Here is a 17,842-nt window from a genome sequence, read left to right as displayed (position 1 = left end):
TTGCAGAAAAAATTGCAACAGCAGCAATGAAAATTAACATTGCATAATCAAGAGCTTGCATTTGTTTCCTTCTCTTTTAATTGTCCACATGCAGCAGAGATATCAAGTCCTTTTGATTCTCTAATTGTACATAGTAAACCTCTACTTGTTAAATATTCTTGGAATTTTACCATATCATCCCTTTGTGGTCTTTGATATGAAGTACCTGGATAAGGATTAAAATATATCAAGTTTACTTTAGCTTTAATTCCATCTAATAATTTCAATAATTTTTTAGCAGATTCAATATCATCATTTTTATCTTTTATAACCAAATATTCAAACATAACTTTTTTTCTAGTATCAATTGGAAACTTTCTAACTGCATCAATAATTGATTTTATATTGTATGCTTTATTCATAGGAATCAATTCACTTCTTAAATCATCATCAACTGCATGTAAAGAGATAGCAAGTTGAATACCAAGTTCTTCATTTGCAAGTTTTTCAATTTTTGTTGATAATCCTGAAGTTGAAACTGTTTGTCTTCTTCTGTTTATTGCTAGTCCATCTTCTTCTGAAAATACTTTTACTGAATGAACAAAATTGTCATAATTATCAAGTGGTTCACCCATACCCATAAAAACAATATTTAATGTTTTGTTTTCAGGAATATTGTTATCTCTTTTTATTTGTACAATTTGATTTACTATTTCACCAACTGTTAGATTTCTTACAAATCCACCTTTTGCTGTAAGACAAAATGTACACCCTACTTTACATCCAACTTGTGTTGAGATACAAACGGTGAATTTTTCACTTTGTTCAATTGTTCCATCATCATTTATAACTTTTTTCTTCATTAGAAGAAGTACAGATTCAACTGTATGTCCATCTCTTAATTTAAATAGATACTTTATACTTCCATCAGAACTTTTCTCTTTTTTAACAATCTCTAAAATATCTATTGGATAATTTTCTTTTAAATCTTGAATTAAATCTTTTGGAATATTCTTCATATCGTCATATGAAGTTACATATTTTTTATATATCCAATTGTAAACCTGCTTTGCTCTAAAGCTTGGTTTTAATTTTCCTTTTAACTCATCTAATGTGTAATCATATATTGAATTCATGTTTACCTTTTCTTTTAATATTTATAGGTTTTTACTTTTACTATATATTTTTTCGTATAGTATTTAAATTTTCTTGTGTCTTTTTTTAGTACTAAAACTTAATGTTTTTATTTAACTTTTGTAGTTCATGTTTAGGATGATACTACAAATTTAGTTACTCTTTTTCTTACATTCTTTTTTTGAAAAGTTTGTGTTTTCACTTCGATATTCCTCGAATTTTATGACTGCTTTGCAGACTGCTTCGCTTTCAAGGTCAAACGTAAGAATGTTTACGTTTTCTTAACGACGTTCCTCGAGTTCCATGGATGCTTCGCATACCATTACACTTTCAACGTCTAAAAACGTGAAGCAGTTCACGTTTTCTTTACGACGTTTCACGTGAAACTTTTTATAATTTTCTTTTCTTCTAAGTACTTAGTTAACTTAGCCATTGCTTCTTTGTGATTAGCTATAAAATCTTTATGTGCATTATCATTTGTATAATTTGTAATTACAAATATACCTGCAACAGGTATTTCAAATTCTCGTGCAACTTGTACTATAGAAAAGTATTCCATATTTTCAATACCTATTCCATATTCATTAAACTGCTTAGATAATTCAAAGTTCTTAGATATATAATTTGAACTATTTACTATAGTGTCATTTCTCACCATTTTATTTTCAGACTCCAATACATTATCTAAAGGTGTATATGAATCATCATTTAAAAATGAAAGCTCAATATTTGCTGCTCTTTTTGATTCAACAATATCAAAAATATTATGATTTCCATAGCTACCTGCACTACCTATAAAAAGTAAAAAATCTGGCTTATCAAACAAACATTGTCTTGTAAGATTGATTGCACTTTCAATTAAGCCAACCCCAACTGGTTGAGCAAAATTAAAAGTTTCATTTCTTCCTGCACAAACTATCATTTACACTCCAAAAAATATTTAGGATAAATAGTAACTCTTTCCTCTTTTGCATCAGGAACATCAACATCTTTAGAATTATTTAGAGTGTTACTATAAAGAATATTTACATTGCTGTTATCGTTTATTTTGTCTTTATCAATTTGTACTTTTTCAAGAACACAATCTTTTTTTAAATCGTTTGATAAATTGTTAGCATAAGTATTACCCCAACTAATTGCTTCAAATCTTAAAAGATCTAAAGTTACATTATAAGTTTCTTCTTTTACACTCCAAGATAGATTACTAACAGATACTGTTGTATCTCTAAATCTTTTCAATTCTGTAAGTTCAGATATAAACATATGCATATCTTTCGCTTTATATGAATTTATTTTATATCTTAATTCTCCAACATATCCAGTGATTTTTGGAGTACTTGATATGTGTCGATATTTAGGTCTGATATTAAATTTTTCTAGCTCTCTTTCAACTATATTAAAATTCTTTATCTTCTTATTGAAAACTTTAAATCTATCGTTTACAATATTTTCTGTTTCATCTTCAATTGTAATCATTAAGTTAGCACTTAAAGTATCATGAGGTAATTGATGAGTGAACTCTTTTGTAAACTCTAACTGAAAAGAAAATCCAAAAACTGGTAATAACAATAGATTAAAAAACTTCATATTAAATCCTTACTGGTATGTTGTTCTCTCTTAAATAATGTTTCAATTCCATAATATCTATCTCTTTAAAGTGGAATATTGATGCGGCTAAAGCTGCGCTTGCACCGTGTTCAAATGCCTCTTTCATATGCTCCATAGTTCCTGCACCACCACTTGCAATTACAGGGATATCAACAATTGATGAAATTTGTTCAGTAATATTAAGTTCAAAACCTGATTTAGCTCCATCAGTATCCATAGAAGTTAAAAGTATTTCTCCCGCACCTCTATTATAAACCTCTTTTGCCCATTGTAATGCATCAAGTCCAGTATCTTCTCTACCACCCTTTACAAACACATGATATGAACCATCTTCAACTCTCTTTACATCTATAGCAACTACTATACATTGACTTCCAAATCTCTTTGCTCCCTCGTCGATAAATCCAGGGTTAACAACTGCTGAAGAGTTTACGGAAACTTTATCGCAACCAACATTTAAAAGTTTATAAATATCATCAAGTTTTCTAATTCCACCACCCACAGTTAATGGGATAAAAACCTCTTTTGCTACATCTCTTACTATATCAACTATTGTATCTCTATTTTCATGACTTGCAGTAATATCTAAAAATGTGATTTCATCTGCACCTTCATTGTTATATCTTTTTGCTACTTCAACTGGATCACCTGCATCTCTTAGGCCAACGAAGTTTACACCTTTAACAACTCTTCCATCTTTAACATCTAAGCAAGGTATAATTCTTTTTGCAAAATTACTCAAAATTTAATCCTTCTTTTTAATAAAAAATTATCTTATCTAATTGTAAGTTAAAAGCAGATATACTCTTTGTTCTAATGAAAAAAACAATAATAGCAAAAAAGAAATTTGGACAAAATTTTTTAAAAGATCAGACCGTATTATCAAAGATCATCCAATCGATGCCCAATAACAATAATCATATTGTAGAAATTGGCCCTGGCTTAGGTGATTTGACGGAAAATTTAGTCAAGTACAAAGATACAACAGCATATGAAGTCGACACAGATTTAATAGCTGTATTAAAGTCAAAATTTGCAATAGAAATAAATGACGAGCGTTTTAAACTTATCCACACAGATGTTTTAGAAGCTTGGGAACAAAAAGGTAGTTTACATAATTCAAATTATGATTTGATTGCAAACTTACCTTATTATATTGCAACAAATATTATATTAAGAGCATTTGAAGATATAAATTGTGAGAATATAATTGTAATGATTCAAAGAGAAGTTGCCCAAAAATTTGCTGCAAAAGTAAATGATAAAGAGTATTCTTCCCTTTCTATAATTACACAATTAGTTTCAAAAGAGGCAAGAATACTGTTTGATGTACCTCCTGAATCTTTTGATCCTCCACCAAAAGTGGTTTCTTCAATATTATTTATATCTAAAAAGAAAGATGTAGAATTAGATAAAGGTTTTTTAAAATTTTTAAAAGTTTGTTTTTCTCAACCTAGAAAAAAACTATTTAAAAACTTAACTTCACTCTATAGTAAAGAGGCTTTATCTAATATCTATAATGAACTTAATATAAAAGAGACTTTACGACCTCATGAAGTTGATGTATCTTTGTATAGCCAAATGTATACAAAGGTAAAAGATGGAAAACAACAAAGCTAACAATCAAGCAAATGAAGTAGCTAATAAAAATACAAATGTAGAAAAAAAACAAACTGAACAAAAGAAAAGTGCTCCTAAAAAAGAGCCAACTCAAGGGAAACAAAATCCTCAAAATAGACGAAGAAGAAACCCTAATAATAGTAGAGCTAAAACTAATACTAATAAATCAAATAGCTCATGGATTAATGACTTAAGAAAAGCTCATAGTATAAATGAAAGATCTCACAAAGAAAGATTAAACCCACACAATAAACTAAACCTTTCTACTAATGCAAAAGTTAGAATCACTCCACTTGGAGGATTGGGTGAAATTGGTGGAAACATGATGGTTATTGAAACTGAAAAGTCAGCAGTAATTGTTGATGTAGGTATGAGTTTCCCAGATGAAGATATGCACGGAGTTGATATTTTAGTACCAGATTTTACATATCTTAGACAAATTAAAGATAAAATTGCTGCAGTACTTATTACACATGGACATGAAGATCACATTGGTGCAATGCCATATTTATTTAAAGAGATGCAATTTCCAATTTATGGAACATCATTGCCTTTAGAGATGATTGGTTCAAAATTTGACGAACATAAAATAAAAGAATATAGAAAACTATTTAGACCAATAGAAAAAAGAGTTCCAATCAAAATCGGTGATTTTGAAATTGAATGGATTCATATTACTCACTCAATTATTGACTCATCTTCTCTTGCAATTAAAACAGATGCTGGGACAATAATCCACACAGGTGACTTTAAAATTGACCACACACCAATTGATGGTTATCCAACAGATTTACATAGACTTGCACATTATGGTGAGCAAGGTGTTTTACTGTTAATGTCAGATTCAACAAACTCTCACTCTCCAGGTTTTACTAAATCAGAAAAAACAGTAGGTCCTACTTTTGATAGACTATTCTCTACTTCTAAAGGTAGAGTTATTATGTCAACATTCTCTTCAAATATTCACAGAGTTGCACAAGCAATAGAACATGGATTAAAATATGGAAGAAAAATCTGTGTTATTGGAAGATCAATGGAGAAAAACCTTGAGGTTGCTATGAGTCTTGGGTATATAAAATTTCCAAGAGATCAATTTATTGATGCACATGAAGTTAATAAATATAATGACAATGAAGTACTAATTGTAACAACTGGTAGTCAAGGTGAATCAATGAGTGCATTATATAGAATGTCTATCCATGAGCATAGACATATAAAAATCAAGCCAGGTGATCAAATCATCCTTTCTGCAAAAGCAATTCCAGGAAATGAAGCAAGTGTATCTGGTATCATTAACCATTTATTAAAAGCTGGTGCTACAGTTGCATATCAAGATTTTAGTGAAATCCACGTATCAGGACACGCAGCACAAGAAGAACAAAAATTAATGTTAAGACTTATCAAACCAAAATTCTTTATGCCTATTCATGGTGAATATAACCATGCAGTTAAACATGCAAAAACAGGTATCGACTGTGGTGTACTAGAAAGAAATACATATATTATGAGTGATGGTGAGCAAATTGAAGTTACACCTAAATATCTTAAAAAAGTGAAAACAGTTAAAACTGGAAAAGTTTATATAGACAATCAATTAAATCACAAGATTGCAGATGATATTGTATTAGATAGACAAACTATGGCAAATGAAGGTGTAGTTATTATAGTTGCACAAATTAATGCAAATGATAGAACAATTGAAGAGAGACCAAGAGTTACTTCATTTGGTTTAGTTCCAGATAAACATGATAAATATTTTTCAAAAGAGATTGAAGATTTACTAGTTACATTCTTAAAAAATGCAAAAGAAGGTATTTTCAAAAACAATAGAATTGTTGAAGATGAAATAAGAAAAGTTGTTAGAAAACACTGTATTAGAAAATACAAAAAATACCCAATGATTGTACCAACACTATTTGTTCAGTAAGGAAATAAAAATGGATTTTAATAAAATAGCAAAAGAGGTATTAGATATTGAAGCAAATGAATTAAAAATTGCTTCAGAAAATATCTCTTCTTTTGATATAGAGAAAGCGATAAATCTAATTTATGATTGCAAAGGTAAAGTTATAGTTACAGGTGTAGGTAAATCAGGGCTTATTGGAGCAAAGATTGCTGCTACTCTAGCTAGTACTGGAACTTCATCTTTTTTCCTTCACCCTACTGAAGCTATGCATGGGGATTTAGGTATGATTGGAAAAGATGATATAGTTCTTGGTATATCTTATAGTGGTGAAAGTGAAGAATTAATTCAACTATTACCTCATATTAAAAGATTTGATATTCCATTAATTGCAATGGCAAAAAATATTGAATCTACTTTAGGTAAATATTCTGATATATTTATTGATATAAGTGTTACAAAAGAGGCTTGTCCTTTAGATACTGCCCCAACCTCTTCTACTACACTTACACTTGCAATGGGAGATGTGTTAGCAGTTTGTCTTATGAAAAAAAGAGATTTCCAAAAAGAGGATTTTGCTTCATTTCACCCAGGTGGTAGCTTAGGTAAAAAACTATTTATAAAAGTAGATGATTTACTAAAAAAAGATAATCTTCCAATTGTTTCACGTGAAACGAAAATCAAAGATGCAATAGTAACAATGAGTGAAGGAAGACTTGGAAACGTTCTTATAATAGATGAAAATAATCGTTTAGATTCGGTTTTAAGTGATGGAGATTTAAGAAGAGCATTAATGAGTGAAAACTTTTCAATAGAAAATAGTGTAGATACAATCTCAACTAAAAATCCTAAAACAATAAACAATAAAAATCTATTAGCAAGTGATGCTTTAAAGATTGTAGAAGACTATAAAATACAGCTTTTAATTATTACTAATGAAAATAATGAGATAATAGGTGTATTACATATCCATGATTTAATTGAAGCAGGAATAAAATGAAAAAAGAAATAATAGAAGATGAATCTCAAAGTCAAGAAACAAGACTAAACAAGTTTATTTCTCACAATAGTAACTATTCAAGAAGAGAAGCAGATAAGTTAATCGAAGAGGGAAAAGTTACAATAAACAATAAGCCTGTTAAAAATCTTGCAACAAAAGTGACTGCTAATGATGTAGTTAGAATTGGTAAAAAACTTATCAAAGAAGATAAAAATAGAATGTATACAGTAATAATGTATAACAAACCTAAAGGGGAATTAGTAACAAAAAATGATCCTCAAGGAAGAAAAGTAATATATGATTCTTTAGATAAAAAATATAAGCACTTCTTACCCATTGGAAGACTTGACTACGCTAGTGAAGGATTAATTCTTTTAACTGATTCAGTTGAAGTAGCAAATAAACTTATGCATTCAAATCTTGAAAGAATCTATAAGTTAAAAGTGAATGGTGAGATTCAACCAAAAGTTGAAGAAGCTATGATTCATGGATTAGAACTTGAAGATGCAAGAACTGGAGGACATGAAAAGTCAAAAATCACTTCAATGAATTTTGAGCCTTTTATAGCTTTTCAAATTATCTCAAACAATAAAAACTTTTCAAAATTGAAAGTTGCAATATCTGAAGGTAAGAATAGAGAGCTTAGAAGATTTTTTGGACATTTTGGTTTAGAAATACTAGATTTAAAACGTTTTGAATTTGGTGGTATATCATTAAACAATTTACCAACAGGAAAATCAAGATATTTAACAAAAGATGAATACAAAGACCTAAGACTTTTTTTAAATAGTAATGACTGATTTATCAAATATATTAAGACCTAAAAGTCTAAAAGATTTCATCGGACAAAAACATATTATCGGGCAAAACTGTGCCTTATATAAATTAATTCAGAAAAAAGAGATACCTCATCTCTTTTTTTATGGAAAACCAGGAACTGGAAAAACAACCCTAGCTAAAATTATATCAAAAGAGATAGATACAGATTATTACTACTTTAATGCAACATCAATCAAAGTTGAAGATTTAAGAAAAATATTTGTTAAATATAAAAACTCTTTTATAAAACCAATCGTATTTATAGATGAAGTACACAGGTTATCAAAAAACCAACAAGAGGTTTTACTTCCTATAATGGAAAACTATGAGGCCATTATAATTGGAGCTAGTACAGAAAATCCATTTTTTACACTAACAAATGCAATTAGATCAAGATCATTTCTTTATGAGTTTAAAGCCTTTACAAAATATGAATTAGAATTAGTATTAAAAAAAGCAGAAGCTTATATAGATTTTACAATAAATACAGAGGCAAGAGAGTACTTAATCCTTTCAAGTAGTGGTGATGCAAGGGCTATGTTAAATTTGCTTAATTTTGCCGTTAAAATTGATTCTAATATAACAATAGAATTGTTAAAAGAATTAAGAAGTAATCCAATAGGTGATGGAGTTAGTTCTAAAGATAGTCATTATGACTTAGCAAGTGCAATGATAAAATCAATTAGAGGATCTGATGTGGATGCAGCCTTATATTACTTAGCAAGACTAATAGATGGTGGAGAGAGTGTTGAGTTTATAACAAGAAGGTTAGTAATACATGCCAGCGAAGATATTGGAAATGCAAATCCAAATGCACTAAATATTGCAGTTAATACAATGCTGGCAACTTCAAAAATAGGATATCCTGAAAGTCGTATAATATTAGCACAATGTATTATATTCCTAACTTCATGTCCAAAATCAAATGCATCATATATGGGAATTGCTAAAGCACTTAATGAAGTACAAAATGGTAAAATTTTAGAAATACCAAAACATCTAAGAGATCAACATATTGGATACAAATATCCACATGATTATGGCGGTTGGGTAGAACAAGAGTATTTAAAAGAAGATTTGAAGTTATATGAATCAAATGATATTGGATACGAAAAAACTTTAAATGACTGGGTAAAAAAAATAAAAGGTGAATCTCACTAATTTGAGGAAAGAAGAGTAAAATGCTAGATTATTATTTATGGATTGTTGTTTTTCACGTAATGGCAGTGATGTCATGGATGGCAATGTTATTTTATCAACCAAGACTATATGTTTATCATACTGAACATAAAGATAAAAAAGAGTTTGTTGAAGTAGTAAAAATACAAGAATACAAAATGTACAAATATATAGGGCTTCCAGCAATGTGGGCAACAATTGTAAGTGGTATATTAATGCTGTATTTAAGACCTGATTTGCTTAAAGGTGATGGTTGGATGCATGCTAAAATATTTTTTGTAGTATTGTTAGTTGCATATTCATTCTCTTTAGAGTATTTTAGAAAGCAGTTAGAAAAAGAAAACTATACAAAAAGTGGAAAATTTTTTAGAGCTTACAATGAAGTACCAACATTCTTATCAATACTTATTGTTGGATATGTGATTACAAAAACATTTTCATTAGCTTTTACACTTATAACAATCGCCCTATCAGCATTTGTAATCTACAAAGTATTTAAACAAAAAGAGAAAACAAAATAATGAATTTTGAAAAAGTATATGTATTAGATACAAATATATTATTAGAAGATGCCTCAAATATATTTAAAATAAGTGATGACAATAAAAATTTAATAGTATTACCTGAAACAGTATTAGATGAGATAGATACAAAAAAAGGTGGATTTGATGAAATCAATTTCCAAGCAAGAGAATTTGCGAGAATACTAGAAAACTCTGAAATATTAGTCTCAGAAAAAGTTGGTTCATATAAAATTATTAGACTTGAAGTTTATGGAACAAAAGGTGCTATTATTGACGTAATCTCAAAAGAAGAGTACACCATAAATATAAAAAATGTAGCACCAAACATAATAAATGATAGGAAAATACTAGAAATAGCTTCATTTTGTGATGAATACTACAAAAATAGTGAAACTACATTTCTTTCACTAGATATCATGGCTAGAACAAGAGCTGTAAGTTTAGATATAAAAACAGATTCACTTATAGGTTCAAATAAAGATGAATTTAATTATGAATTTATCAAAACTGTTGAAGTAGCTTTTGAAGATACAGAGTTTTTAGAAGATTCACTTATTACAGATTTTGATGAAGAGTATACGCCTTATAATTTTTCATATTGTTTCAAAGTTAAAAGTTCAGATCAGATTATATTAGCAGCAGTAAAAAACAAAAGAATTATCTTATTAAATGAAGCCGAAGTTAGAGATCAAGTTATAACACCTCTAAATAAAGAACAACTATTTTTCTCAAATGCTATTTTATCGCACTTCTTCAATGTTCTGATTGTAGAAGCAAAGGCTGGTTCAGGAAAAACTTTATTAGCATTAAGTGGAGCATTAAAGCTAGTTAGACAAAAACATTATCAAAAAATAATTTATATTAGAAACTCTGTAGAATCATTAGATAAAGGCGAAGATGTAGGTTATCTACCAGGTTTAGAAGAGAAATTCAAAATTTATAATCATCCTTTAATGGATAGTTTGGATTATATTATTAGAAGCGAATACAAGAAAAAAAGAGCAAATAAAAAAAATATAGAAAACATTCCAGAACTTGATGACCAAGAGGTAAACCAAAGAGTAGAACAAATGATTCAAAACTATGGAATAGAAACAATGTGGGTAGGTGAAATGAGAGGGAGAACCTTGTCAAACTCATTTGTTATAATAGATGAAGCTCAAAATATGTCAAATAAAACTATGCAAATGGTACTTTCTAGGATAGATAGTACCTGTAAAGTTGTAGTATTAGGAAGTAATAAGCAAATAGATAACTTCTATGTAAATAAACACACCAACTCCTTAACAACTTTACTAAAATCAACTAAAAAAAGTAGTGAATTGGTAAATATCTTTGCAATCAAGCTACAAAAAGTTCTTAGAGGTCCAATAACTGAATGGGCTGAACAAATCTTCTCAAGTAAAAACAAATAATTAAGAATTTATAAGAGTTCTGCTACCTTTACGTATTAAAATATGTAAAGGTATGCAAAATGAAAATAGTATTTTTAGACAGAAAAACTTTAGGCCAAGATATAAATCTTGATAAGTTTAATACACTTGGTCAAGTCCAAATTTATGAAACTACACTACCAACTCAAACACTAACTAGAGTTAAAGATGCAGATATCGTAATTACAAACAAAGTTGTGATTGACAAAGAAATAATGGAAAATTCAAATATTAAACTAATTTGTATATCTGCAACAGGAACAAACAATGTAGACCTAGAATACGCTAAGGATAAAGGGATACAAGTTAAAAATGTTGCAGGATATTCAACAGCAAGTGTTGCGCAAGTAACAATATCTTTAGTTTTACACTTTATGCAAAAATTAAATTCATATATAAAATATGTAGAAAATAAAGAATGGGAGAACTCTGATATTTTCACATATATAGATGTACCATTTTACGAATTAAAAAACAAAAAGTGGGGAATAATAGGTTTAGGAACCATTGGAACAAAAGTTGCACAAATAGCAGAAAGTTTTGATTGTGATGTTGACTATTATTCAACTTCAGGAAAGAATAATAATACAAAATATAATCAAATGAATTTGGAAGAATTAATGAAAGAATCAGATATTATATCTATACACTCACCATTAAATGATACGACATATAATATGATAAATAAAACATATCTAGATATGATGAAAGAAGATGCAATATTAATAAATGTTGGTAGAGGTGGAATTATAAATGAAGCTGACCTTGCAAACAAAATTAATAGTAATAAAAGCCTTTATTGTGGGATTGATGTATTAGAGAAAGAACCTATTGAAAAGAGTAATCCACTAAATAAAGTTAAAAATAAAGATAGAATTATAGTTACACCTCATATTGGATGGGGTTCAGTTGAATCTAGAAATAAATTAGTAGAGTTAGTATTTGACAATGTAAAAGAATACATAGTATAATACGTATAAAAATACAAACTGGAGTTAAAATGAATCCTTTACAGTATACATCTAAAGAGATGTTTTCGTCAACTGAGCTAATTAGAAAAAATAAAATGATCTTTGACAAGTTATCTAAAGATGAGATTGACAAGGCAATTATCTTAAGGGATGGGAAACCAAGTTTTATGTTATTAGAGTTTTCAAAATATGAAGAATTGATGAATGAATATATAAACTTAAAAAAATCAATTCAAAACAAAAATGTAAAAACTAATAAAATAGAAAAAGTATATGAATATGAAGATAATATTAAAATTATTGAATCAGAACCAATATCAAAAGAGATTGATGATGAAGATTTAGCAAGTGCACTAAAAGAGATTGAAAATTTAGAGATTGAAGAGTTTTCTAATGAAAATATTGAAGATAAAAAAGAAAAAGATGAAAAAGAACCTTTAAAGGAGTTTTGGGAATAAATGATTGATGTATTAATAATTGGCTCAGGTGGAGCAGGATTAAGTGCTGCTTTAGAAGCAAAAAAAAATAATTCAAATGTTTTAGTAGTATCTAAAACTTACCCTACTCATTCACAAACCTGTCAAGCACAAGGTGGAATAAATGCTGTACTTGAAACTACAGAAAATGATTCAGTAGATAATTATATAAATGATACCTACAAAGCTTCACATAAATTAGCAAATAAAAGCCACATAGAGTACTTATGCAGTGAGTCAAAAAATACAATCGATTGGTTAGCCTCAATTGGTGTTCCTTTTAGTAAAGATATTAAAAACAATATAGCCCAAAGAAAATTTGGAGGAACAAAAGCAAAAAGAACTTGCTATAGCTCTGATTACACTGGATTAAAAATTTTACATACTTTATATGACCAATGCGTAAAAGAAGAAATAAAATTTTTAAACGAGTATTTTTTACTAAAACTAATTGTTGATGAAAACTGTGTAAAAACAGCTTTGTTTTTAGATATGGTAAAAGGTGAAGTTGTAGAAATAGAAGCTAAAACCATAATCTTAGCTACTGGTGGATATGCAGGAATATATCACCAATCAACGACAAATTCATTTGCTTCTACAGGAGATGGTATTGCAACGGCCTTCAAAGCAGGAGCATTATTGTCAAATATGGAATTTGTACAATTTCACCCTACTTCCCTTGAAAGTAAAAATATCTTAGTCAGTGAAAGTGCAAGGGGTGAAGGTGGATATTTAGTAGATAAAGATGGAAATAGATTTATTGATGAGTTAAAGCCAAGAGATGAAGTTGCAAGAGCAATATTTGAAAGAACCCACAAACATGAAAAAGTTTATTTAGATCTAAGACATTTAGGGAAAGAAAAAATAGAAGAAGTTATGCCTCAAGAAAGAAGGCTTATATTAGATTTTATGAAATTGAAAATGGAAGAGGAATTAATACCAATAAATCCATCAGCCCACTATACAATGGGTGGAATTCTAACTAATGATAAAACCCAAACTTCAATAGAAAATCTATATGCTTGTGGAGAATGTGCCCAAAGTGGAATACATGGAGCAAATAGATTAGGAGGTAACTCTTTATTAGAGATAGTTACTTTGGGAAGATTATCAGGTAAAATTGCAGCAAAAAATGCAAAAGAGATTGAATACAAGTATCAATCAGACAATAAACATTGTGAAAATGAAATACAAAGATTAGAAGATATATTAAGTAGAGAAAATAAAAAAGATTTATATAAAACAAAAAAAGAGTTAGGAAAACTACTTTTTAATAATTTAGGACTTTTTAGAGAAGAAAAAAGAGTAAAAAAAGTTTTAGACTATCTTGAAGAATTAGAGAATCAAATCCCTACAATAGGTATTGAAGATAAAAGTAAAGTTTATAATCGAAATCTAATTGATTATTTAGAGTATGAAAATATGTATCTTCTTAGTAAAACCATTGCAAAAAGTGCCTACGAAAGGAAAGAAAGTAGAGGTGCTCACTATAGAATAGATTTTGATGAAGAAAATAACACTTATGAAAAAATATCAATATCTAAATTAGAAAACAACAATTTAAAATTCTGTTTTGAGGATTTAAAATGAAAATAAAAATTCAAAGAAAAAAAACATCAAATGAAGAAAACTACATAGAAGAATATGATGTAAAACATGAAGAAACAATTTTAAACTCATTAATAGAAGTAAAAACAAAACATGATAACTCTTTAGCCTTTAGATGTGGTTGTAAAACAGGGGTTTGTGGTAGTTGTGCCATAAGAGTAAATGGAATTGAAAAATTAGCCTGTAAAACCCACCTAAATGAAAATGATATTATCGAACCAATAAAAAATACGCAAGTTATAAAAGATTTAATTGTAAATCTAGATTATGAAGAGAAAGTATTAAAAAACAGTAACTCTTTTTTAAATCAATTAAGTACATTAGAGATTACAGCAAAAGATGAAAAACTAATTGATAGACAAAGTAATTGTATTTTATGTCAAAGCTGTTTTAGCTCATGCCCTGTATTTGAAGTAAATGAAAATTTCTTAGGACCTTATGCTCTTACAAGAGCTTTAAGGTATGTAGAAGACAAAAAAGAAGCAAATCCTAGCCCTACTCTTGAAAAAATACAAAATAATGGAATATGGGATTGTACCCTATGTGGTAACTGCACAATGGTATGCCCACAATTTATTGATCCAAAAACAGATATTATGAATCTTAGAATGAAATCTGTGCAAAATGGATATGAAGATAAATCAATAAGTGCATTTAATAGTGGTTTTGATGCAGGTTTTGATAATTTTGGAGGGTTTAATCCTAACGGATTCTAAGAATCTCCAAAAGGAGAATTCTTAGATATTATCTTTTAAATAAAGATAATCAGACATTTGGGTCCAAGGTCTAACTTTTTTCATATAAGCATCTTGACTTTCAAAAATCTCTTTTAATTCAGAATTTTTTGCCGCCATCTCATCTCTAAGCTCTTGATTAACTTTTTTTAAGGCATTCATAACATCTTGTGGAAAAGTTTTAACTTGAATATTTGGATACTCTTTTGTCATCTCTTGCCAAGCACTTGCATTCATATCATAATTTTGAATATACATATCATATGCAGCTAATCTAAAAGAAGTAACAAGAACTTTTTGTAAATGTTTTGGAAGTTTATTAAATGTTCTTTCATTTACAAGAAATTGAATCTCTGAAGCTGGTTCATGCCAAGCAGTATAATAATATGGTGCAACCCTATGAAATCCCATTTTTATATCCATTGATGGCCCTACCCACTCTAAAGCATCAATAGTATTTCTCTCTAAAGAAGTATAAAGTTCACCACCAGGAATATTTACAACAAGTACACCAAGTTTAGCTAAAATCTCTCCAGCAAAACCAGGGATTCTCATCTTTAGACCCTTTAAGTCATCAAGTGATTTAATCTCTTTTCTAAACCATCCACCCATTTGCATACCAGTGTTACCACCAGGAAATGAAAGCATATGGTGTTTTTTGTAAACTTTTTGCATAAGTTCTAATCCACCACCATGGTAAAACCAACTGTACAGTTCAGGTGCAGTAAAACTAAATGGCAAAGAAGTAAAAGGCATAACAGCAGCATCAGAACCTTTCCAATAATAAGAAGCTGTATGTCCTAAATCATATTGTCCAGATTTAACCATATCAGATACTGCAAAAGGTGCCTTATGCTTATTTGCAGCATCAACTCTAATTTTTAATTCTCCATTTGATAACTCTTCGGCTAATTCAGCCATATGTTTTGTAGTATCAATTAAAGGAGAAAGTGTAGGCCCCCAAGAAGCAGCCATCTTTAATCTATAAACTTTTTTTGCATAAGAGAAACTAAAAAGTAAAGAAAAAAGTAATACAATTTTTAATAGTTGACTCATAACTATCCTTTAAATATTAAGTAGTTTGAAAAAAAATGTGTAAGAAATACATCTCAATCAAAGAGGAAATAATTTTATCATAATTTTTTTTAAGATATTTTTTAACAGAAGTTAATCAAAGACGTAAGAAAGAAAATATAAATATTTATCTAAGAATCTCAAAAAGAGAAACTTAGATATTATCTTTTAAATAAAGAAAATCAGACATTTTAGACCATTCTCTTACTTTTTTCATATAAGCATCTTGGGAATCTAAAACCTCTTTTAGCAATTGCGACCTAGAAGACATCTCATCTCTAAGTTCTTGATTAGCCTTTTTCATAGCATCCATAACAGGTTTTGGAAAAGTTTTAACCTGTATATCTGGATAATCTTTTTTCATTTTACTCCAAGCCGTAGCATTCATATCATAATTTTGAATATACATATCATAAGCTGCTAATCTCATCGATACAGTTAATACTTTTTGCAAATGTTCTGGTAACTTATCAAAAATTCTTTTATTTACTATAAAATGCATCTCTGATGCAGGTTCGTGCCAACCTGTATAATAATATTTAGCAATTTTTTGAAATCCCATATTTATATCCATAGATGGGCCTACCCACTCTAAAGCATCAATATTATTTCTTTCTAAAGAAGTATAAAGTTCTCCCGGGGCAATATTTATAACTTGAACACCTAATTTAGACATAATTTCTCCAGCAAATCCAGGAATTCGCATTTTTAAACCCTTTAAATCCTCTAAAGATTTAATCTCTTTTCTAAACCAGCCACCCATTTGTACACCAGTACTTCCCCCAGGAAATGATAAAACCCCATGATTAGCATAAACTTTTTGCATAAGCTCTAAACCACCACCTTCATAAAACCAAGCATATTGCTCAGGTGCAGTTAAGCCAAAAGGCATAGAAGTAAAAGGCAATGTAGCAATATCTTTACCTTTCCAATAATAAGAAGCAGAATGACCTAAATCATACTGTCCACCTTTTACCATATCTAATACACCAAATGGTGATTTATGCTTAGTAGAAGCATCAACTCTAATCTGAATTTCTCCATTTGATAACTCTTCCGCAAGTTTAGCCATATTTTGTGCAGCATCAAAAAGTGGAGATAAAGTAGGTCCCCAAGTAGTTGCCATTTTTAATCTGTAAACTTTTTTTGCATTAGAGAAAGTAAATAAGAGTGAAATAAGTAATATAACTTTGAGAAATAATCTCATCACTGTCCTTTAGGATGTTATTTTTTGATAAAAAAGAGTAAGAAGAATCGTTTTATCAAGATTGAAAGATTTTATCATAATTATTTTTAAAATAATTTTTAGTAAATATAATTTTAAGTTATAAAAAGAAAAGTAAGAAAAGAAAAATTTAAAGTAAATGCGATGGTGGTCGTAACTGGATTTGAACCAGTGACCAACACCATGTCAAGGTGCCACTCTACCACTGAGTTATACGACCAAAAGATTATACGTTTAAGTCGTGTAATTCTTTAAAAAGGAAAGCTTCAACGATTTCGTCGATACTTCTTTGAGTAGGAGCAACTAATACAGCAATATTTTCTTCAATAAATTGCCACACATATTCTTGTTCATTTATAACAACAACTGTTTCAACCCATGCTTCGATGTCATTTCTATCTTTATAAAATTTACAATTAGAGATTTGTCCATCATCAAGCTCAATAAATGCCCAATACTTTGATGCATCTAAAGTTGTTAAAAGTGCTTCATGTCTACTATTACAATCAACAGGGATTATTAAGTTCATTTTATTCCTTCATTTCACTTTTAAAA

At 29.0% G+C, this 17,842-nt stretch carries 18 protein-coding genes and 1 tRNA gene; 11 read left to right on the top strand and 8 right to left on the bottom strand.

Annotation, left to right across the window (positions count from 1 at the left end):
• Window positions 1–47 precede the first annotated feature (47 nt).
• The 4 genes from rlmN to hisF all read right to left on the bottom strand — a co-directional run bounded on the left by rlmN (window position 48) and on the right by hisF (window position 3,463).
• Window positions 48–1,115 carry a 23S rRNA (adenine(2503)-C(2))-methyltransferase RlmN gene (rlmN, locus tag ACKU3H_RS04225; RefSeq protein WP_320035733.1) on the bottom strand — a complete coding sequence of 356 codons (1,068 nt, stop codon included), beginning with the start codon at window positions 1,113–1,115 and terminating at the stop codon, window positions 48–50.
• A 374-nt stretch (window positions 1,116–1,489) separates the two neighbouring features.
• A complete protein-coding gene (locus ACKU3H_RS04220; RefSeq protein ID WP_320035732.1) occupies window positions 1,490–2,035 on the bottom strand; it encodes a purine-nucleoside phosphorylase in 546 nt (181 codons plus the stop codon).
• A complete protein-coding gene (locus ACKU3H_RS04215; RefSeq protein ID WP_320035731.1) occupies window positions 2,032–2,700 on the bottom strand; it encodes a hypothetical protein in 669 nt (222 codons plus the stop codon). Before ACKU3H_RS04215 ends, ACKU3H_RS04220 begins: the two co-directional genes overlap by 4 nt.
• Window position 2,701: 1 nt before the next feature.
• Window positions 2,702–3,463 carry an imidazole glycerol phosphate synthase subunit HisF gene (gene hisF / locus ACKU3H_RS04210; RefSeq protein ID WP_320035730.1) on the bottom strand — a complete coding sequence of 254 codons (762 nt, stop codon included), beginning with the start codon at window positions 3,461–3,463 and terminating at the stop codon, window positions 2,702–2,704.
• Window positions 3,464–3,537: 74 nt separating this feature from the next.
• Here hisF and rsmA point away from each other — a divergent pair, with 74 nt between their 5' ends.
• The 11 genes from rsmA to ACKU3H_RS04155 are packed head-to-tail and all read left to right on the top strand — an operon-like array spanning window position 3,538 to window position 14,970.
• The gene (rsmA, locus tag ACKU3H_RS04205) at window positions 3,538–4,341 is read left to right on the top strand and encodes a 16S rRNA (adenine(1518)-N(6)/adenine(1519)-N(6))-dimethyltransferase RsmA (protein WP_320035729.1); all 804 of its coding nucleotides are present in this window, start codon (window positions 3,538–3,540) and stop codon (window positions 4,339–4,341) included.
• Window positions 4,322–6,268, top strand: coding sequence for a ribonuclease J (locus ACKU3H_RS04200; protein ID WP_320035728.1), 1,947 nt, complete (start codon window positions 4,322–4,324; stop codon window positions 6,266–6,268). Before rsmA ends, ACKU3H_RS04200 begins: the two co-directional genes overlap by 20 nt.
• Window positions 6,269–6,278: 10 nt before the next feature.
• Window positions 6,279–7,244, top strand: coding sequence for a KpsF/GutQ family sugar-phosphate isomerase (locus ACKU3H_RS04195; protein ID WP_320035727.1), 966 nt, complete (start codon window positions 6,279–6,281; stop codon window positions 7,242–7,244).
• Window positions 7,241–8,044: a pseudouridine synthase gene (locus ACKU3H_RS04190; protein ID WP_320035726.1), complete on the top strand. Its 804-nt coding sequence runs from the start codon at window positions 7,241–7,243 to the stop codon at window positions 8,042–8,044. The genes ACKU3H_RS04195 and ACKU3H_RS04190 overlap by 4 nt, the downstream gene beginning before the upstream one ends.
• Window positions 8,037–9,224 (top strand): replication-associated recombination protein A, encoded by a 1,188-nt coding sequence (locus ACKU3H_RS04185; protein ID WP_320035725.1) that lies wholly within the window; start codon window positions 8,037–8,039, stop codon window positions 9,222–9,224. The genes ACKU3H_RS04190 and ACKU3H_RS04185 overlap by 8 nt, the downstream gene beginning before the upstream one ends.
• Before the next feature lie 20 nt (window positions 9,225–9,244).
• Window positions 9,245–9,763 carry a protoporphyrinogen oxidase HemJ gene (hemJ, locus tag ACKU3H_RS04180; RefSeq protein ID WP_320035724.1) on the top strand — a complete coding sequence of 173 codons (519 nt, stop codon included), beginning with the start codon at window positions 9,245–9,247 and terminating at the stop codon, window positions 9,761–9,763.
• Window positions 9,763–11,181 carry a PhoH family protein gene (locus ACKU3H_RS04175; RefSeq protein WP_320035723.1) on the top strand — a complete coding sequence of 473 codons (1,419 nt, stop codon included), beginning with the start codon at window positions 9,763–9,765 and terminating at the stop codon, window positions 11,179–11,181. Before hemJ ends, ACKU3H_RS04175 begins: the two co-directional genes overlap by 1 nt.
• Window positions 11,182–11,240: 59 nt before the next feature.
• Entirely contained in the window at window positions 11,241–12,170 is a 930-nt protein-coding gene (locus ACKU3H_RS04170) for a D-2-hydroxyacid dehydrogenase (RefSeq protein WP_320035722.1), read from the top strand.
• A 29-nt stretch (window positions 12,171–12,199) separates the two neighbouring features.
• Window positions 12,200–12,628 carry a hypothetical protein gene (locus tag ACKU3H_RS04165; RefSeq protein WP_320035721.1) on the top strand — a complete coding sequence of 143 codons (429 nt, stop codon included), beginning with the start codon at window positions 12,200–12,202 and terminating at the stop codon, window positions 12,626–12,628.
• Window positions 12,629–14,236, top strand: coding sequence for an FAD-dependent oxidoreductase (locus ACKU3H_RS04160; protein ID WP_320035720.1), 1,608 nt, complete (start codon window positions 12,629–12,631; stop codon window positions 14,234–14,236).
• The gene (locus ACKU3H_RS04155) at window positions 14,233–14,970 is read left to right on the top strand and encodes a 2Fe-2S iron-sulfur cluster-binding protein (protein WP_320035719.1); all 738 of its coding nucleotides are present in this window, start codon (window positions 14,233–14,235) and stop codon (window positions 14,968–14,970) included. Before ACKU3H_RS04160 ends, ACKU3H_RS04155 begins: the two co-directional genes overlap by 4 nt.
• Window positions 14,971–14,991: 21 nt before the next feature.
• Here ACKU3H_RS04155 and ACKU3H_RS04150 read toward each other — a convergent pair whose 3' ends face one another.
• The 4 genes from ACKU3H_RS04150 to ACKU3H_RS04135 form a co-directional block, all read right to left on the bottom strand.
• Complete coding sequence (locus ACKU3H_RS04150; protein ID WP_320035718.1) at window positions 14,992–16,044, bottom strand: TRAP transporter substrate-binding protein DctP; 1,053 nt, start codon at window positions 16,042–16,044, stop codon at window positions 14,992–14,994.
• A gap of 172 nt (window positions 16,045–16,216) precedes the next feature.
• Window positions 16,217–17,269, bottom strand: a complete 1,053-nt coding sequence (locus tag ACKU3H_RS04145) for a TRAP transporter substrate-binding protein DctP (RefSeq protein WP_320035717.1) — start codon at window positions 17,267–17,269, stop codon at window positions 16,217–16,219.
• A 163-nt stretch (window positions 17,270–17,432) separates the two neighbouring features.
• Window positions 17,433–17,507: transfer RNA gene (locus tag ACKU3H_RS04140), tRNA-Val, on the bottom strand.
• Between the two features lie 6 nt (window positions 17,508–17,513).
• Window positions 17,514–17,816 (bottom strand): hypothetical protein, encoded by a 303-nt coding sequence (locus tag ACKU3H_RS04135; RefSeq protein ID WP_320035716.1) that lies wholly within the window; start codon window positions 17,814–17,816, stop codon window positions 17,514–17,516.
• Between the last annotated feature and the right edge of the window lie 26 nt (window positions 17,817–17,842).

This window comes from Halarcobacter sp. (genome assembly GCF_963675975.1).
GTDB lineage: Bacteria > Campylobacterota > Campylobacteria > Campylobacterales > Arcobacteraceae > Halarcobacter.
Note: the sequence above shows the minus strand (reverse complement) of the source record. Positions and strands in the feature narration are given on the sequence as shown.

Excerpts from the sequence above, each read along its gene's own strand:
- ACKU3H_RS04215 (WP_320035731.1), bottom strand. The coding sequence starts at position 2,700 with ATGAAGTTTTTTAATCTATTGTTATTACCAGTTTTTGGATTTTCTTTT.
- hemJ (WP_320035724.1), top strand. The coding sequence starts at position 9,245 with ATGCTAGATTATTATTTATGGATTGTTGTTTTTCACGTAATGGCAGTG.
- rlmN (WP_320035733.1), bottom strand. The coding sequence starts at position 1,115 with ATGAATTCAATATATGATTACACATTAGATGAGTTAAAAGGAAAATTA.
- ACKU3H_RS04165 (WP_320035721.1), top strand. The coding sequence starts at position 12,200 with ATGAATCCTTTACAGTATACATCTAAAGAGATGTTTTCGTCAACTGAG.
- ACKU3H_RS04185 (WP_320035725.1), top strand. The coding sequence starts at position 8,037 with ATGACTGATTTATCAAATATATTAAGACCTAAAAGTCTAAAAGATTTC.
- ACKU3H_RS04145 (WP_320035717.1), bottom strand. The coding sequence starts at position 17,269 with ATGAGATTATTTCTCAAAGTTATATTACTTATTTCACTCTTATTTACT.
- ACKU3H_RS04190 (WP_320035726.1), top strand. The coding sequence starts at position 7,241 with ATGAAAAAAGAAATAATAGAAGATGAATCTCAAAGTCAAGAAACAAGA.
- ACKU3H_RS04170 (WP_320035722.1), top strand. The coding sequence starts at position 11,241 with ATGAAAATAGTATTTTTAGACAGAAAAACTTTAGGCCAAGATATAAAT.
- ACKU3H_RS04135 (WP_320035716.1), bottom strand. The coding sequence starts at position 17,816 with ATGAACTTAATAATCCCTGTTGATTGTAATAGTAGACATGAAGCACTT.
- rsmA (WP_320035729.1), top strand. The coding sequence starts at position 3,538 with ATGAAAAAAACAATAATAGCAAAAAAGAAATTTGGACAAAATTTTTTA.
- ACKU3H_RS04175 (WP_320035723.1), top strand. The coding sequence starts at position 9,763 with ATGAATTTTGAAAAAGTATATGTATTAGATACAAATATATTATTAGAA.
- ACKU3H_RS04200 (WP_320035728.1), top strand. The coding sequence starts at position 4,322 with ATGGAAAACAACAAAGCTAACAATCAAGCAAATGAAGTAGCTAATAAA.
- ACKU3H_RS04220 (WP_320035732.1), bottom strand. The coding sequence starts at position 2,035 with ATGATAGTTTGTGCAGGAAGAAATGAAACTTTTAATTTTGCTCAACCA.
- ACKU3H_RS04195 (WP_320035727.1), top strand. The coding sequence starts at position 6,279 with ATGGATTTTAATAAAATAGCAAAAGAGGTATTAGATATTGAAGCAAAT.
- ACKU3H_RS04155 (WP_320035719.1), top strand. The coding sequence starts at position 14,233 with ATGAAAATAAAAATTCAAAGAAAAAAAACATCAAATGAAGAAAACTAC.
- ACKU3H_RS04160 (WP_320035720.1), top strand. The coding sequence starts at position 12,629 with ATGATTGATGTATTAATAATTGGCTCAGGTGGAGCAGGATTAAGTGCT.
- ACKU3H_RS04150 (WP_320035718.1), bottom strand. The coding sequence starts at position 16,044 with ATGAGTCAACTATTAAAAATTGTATTACTTTTTTCTTTACTTTTTAGT.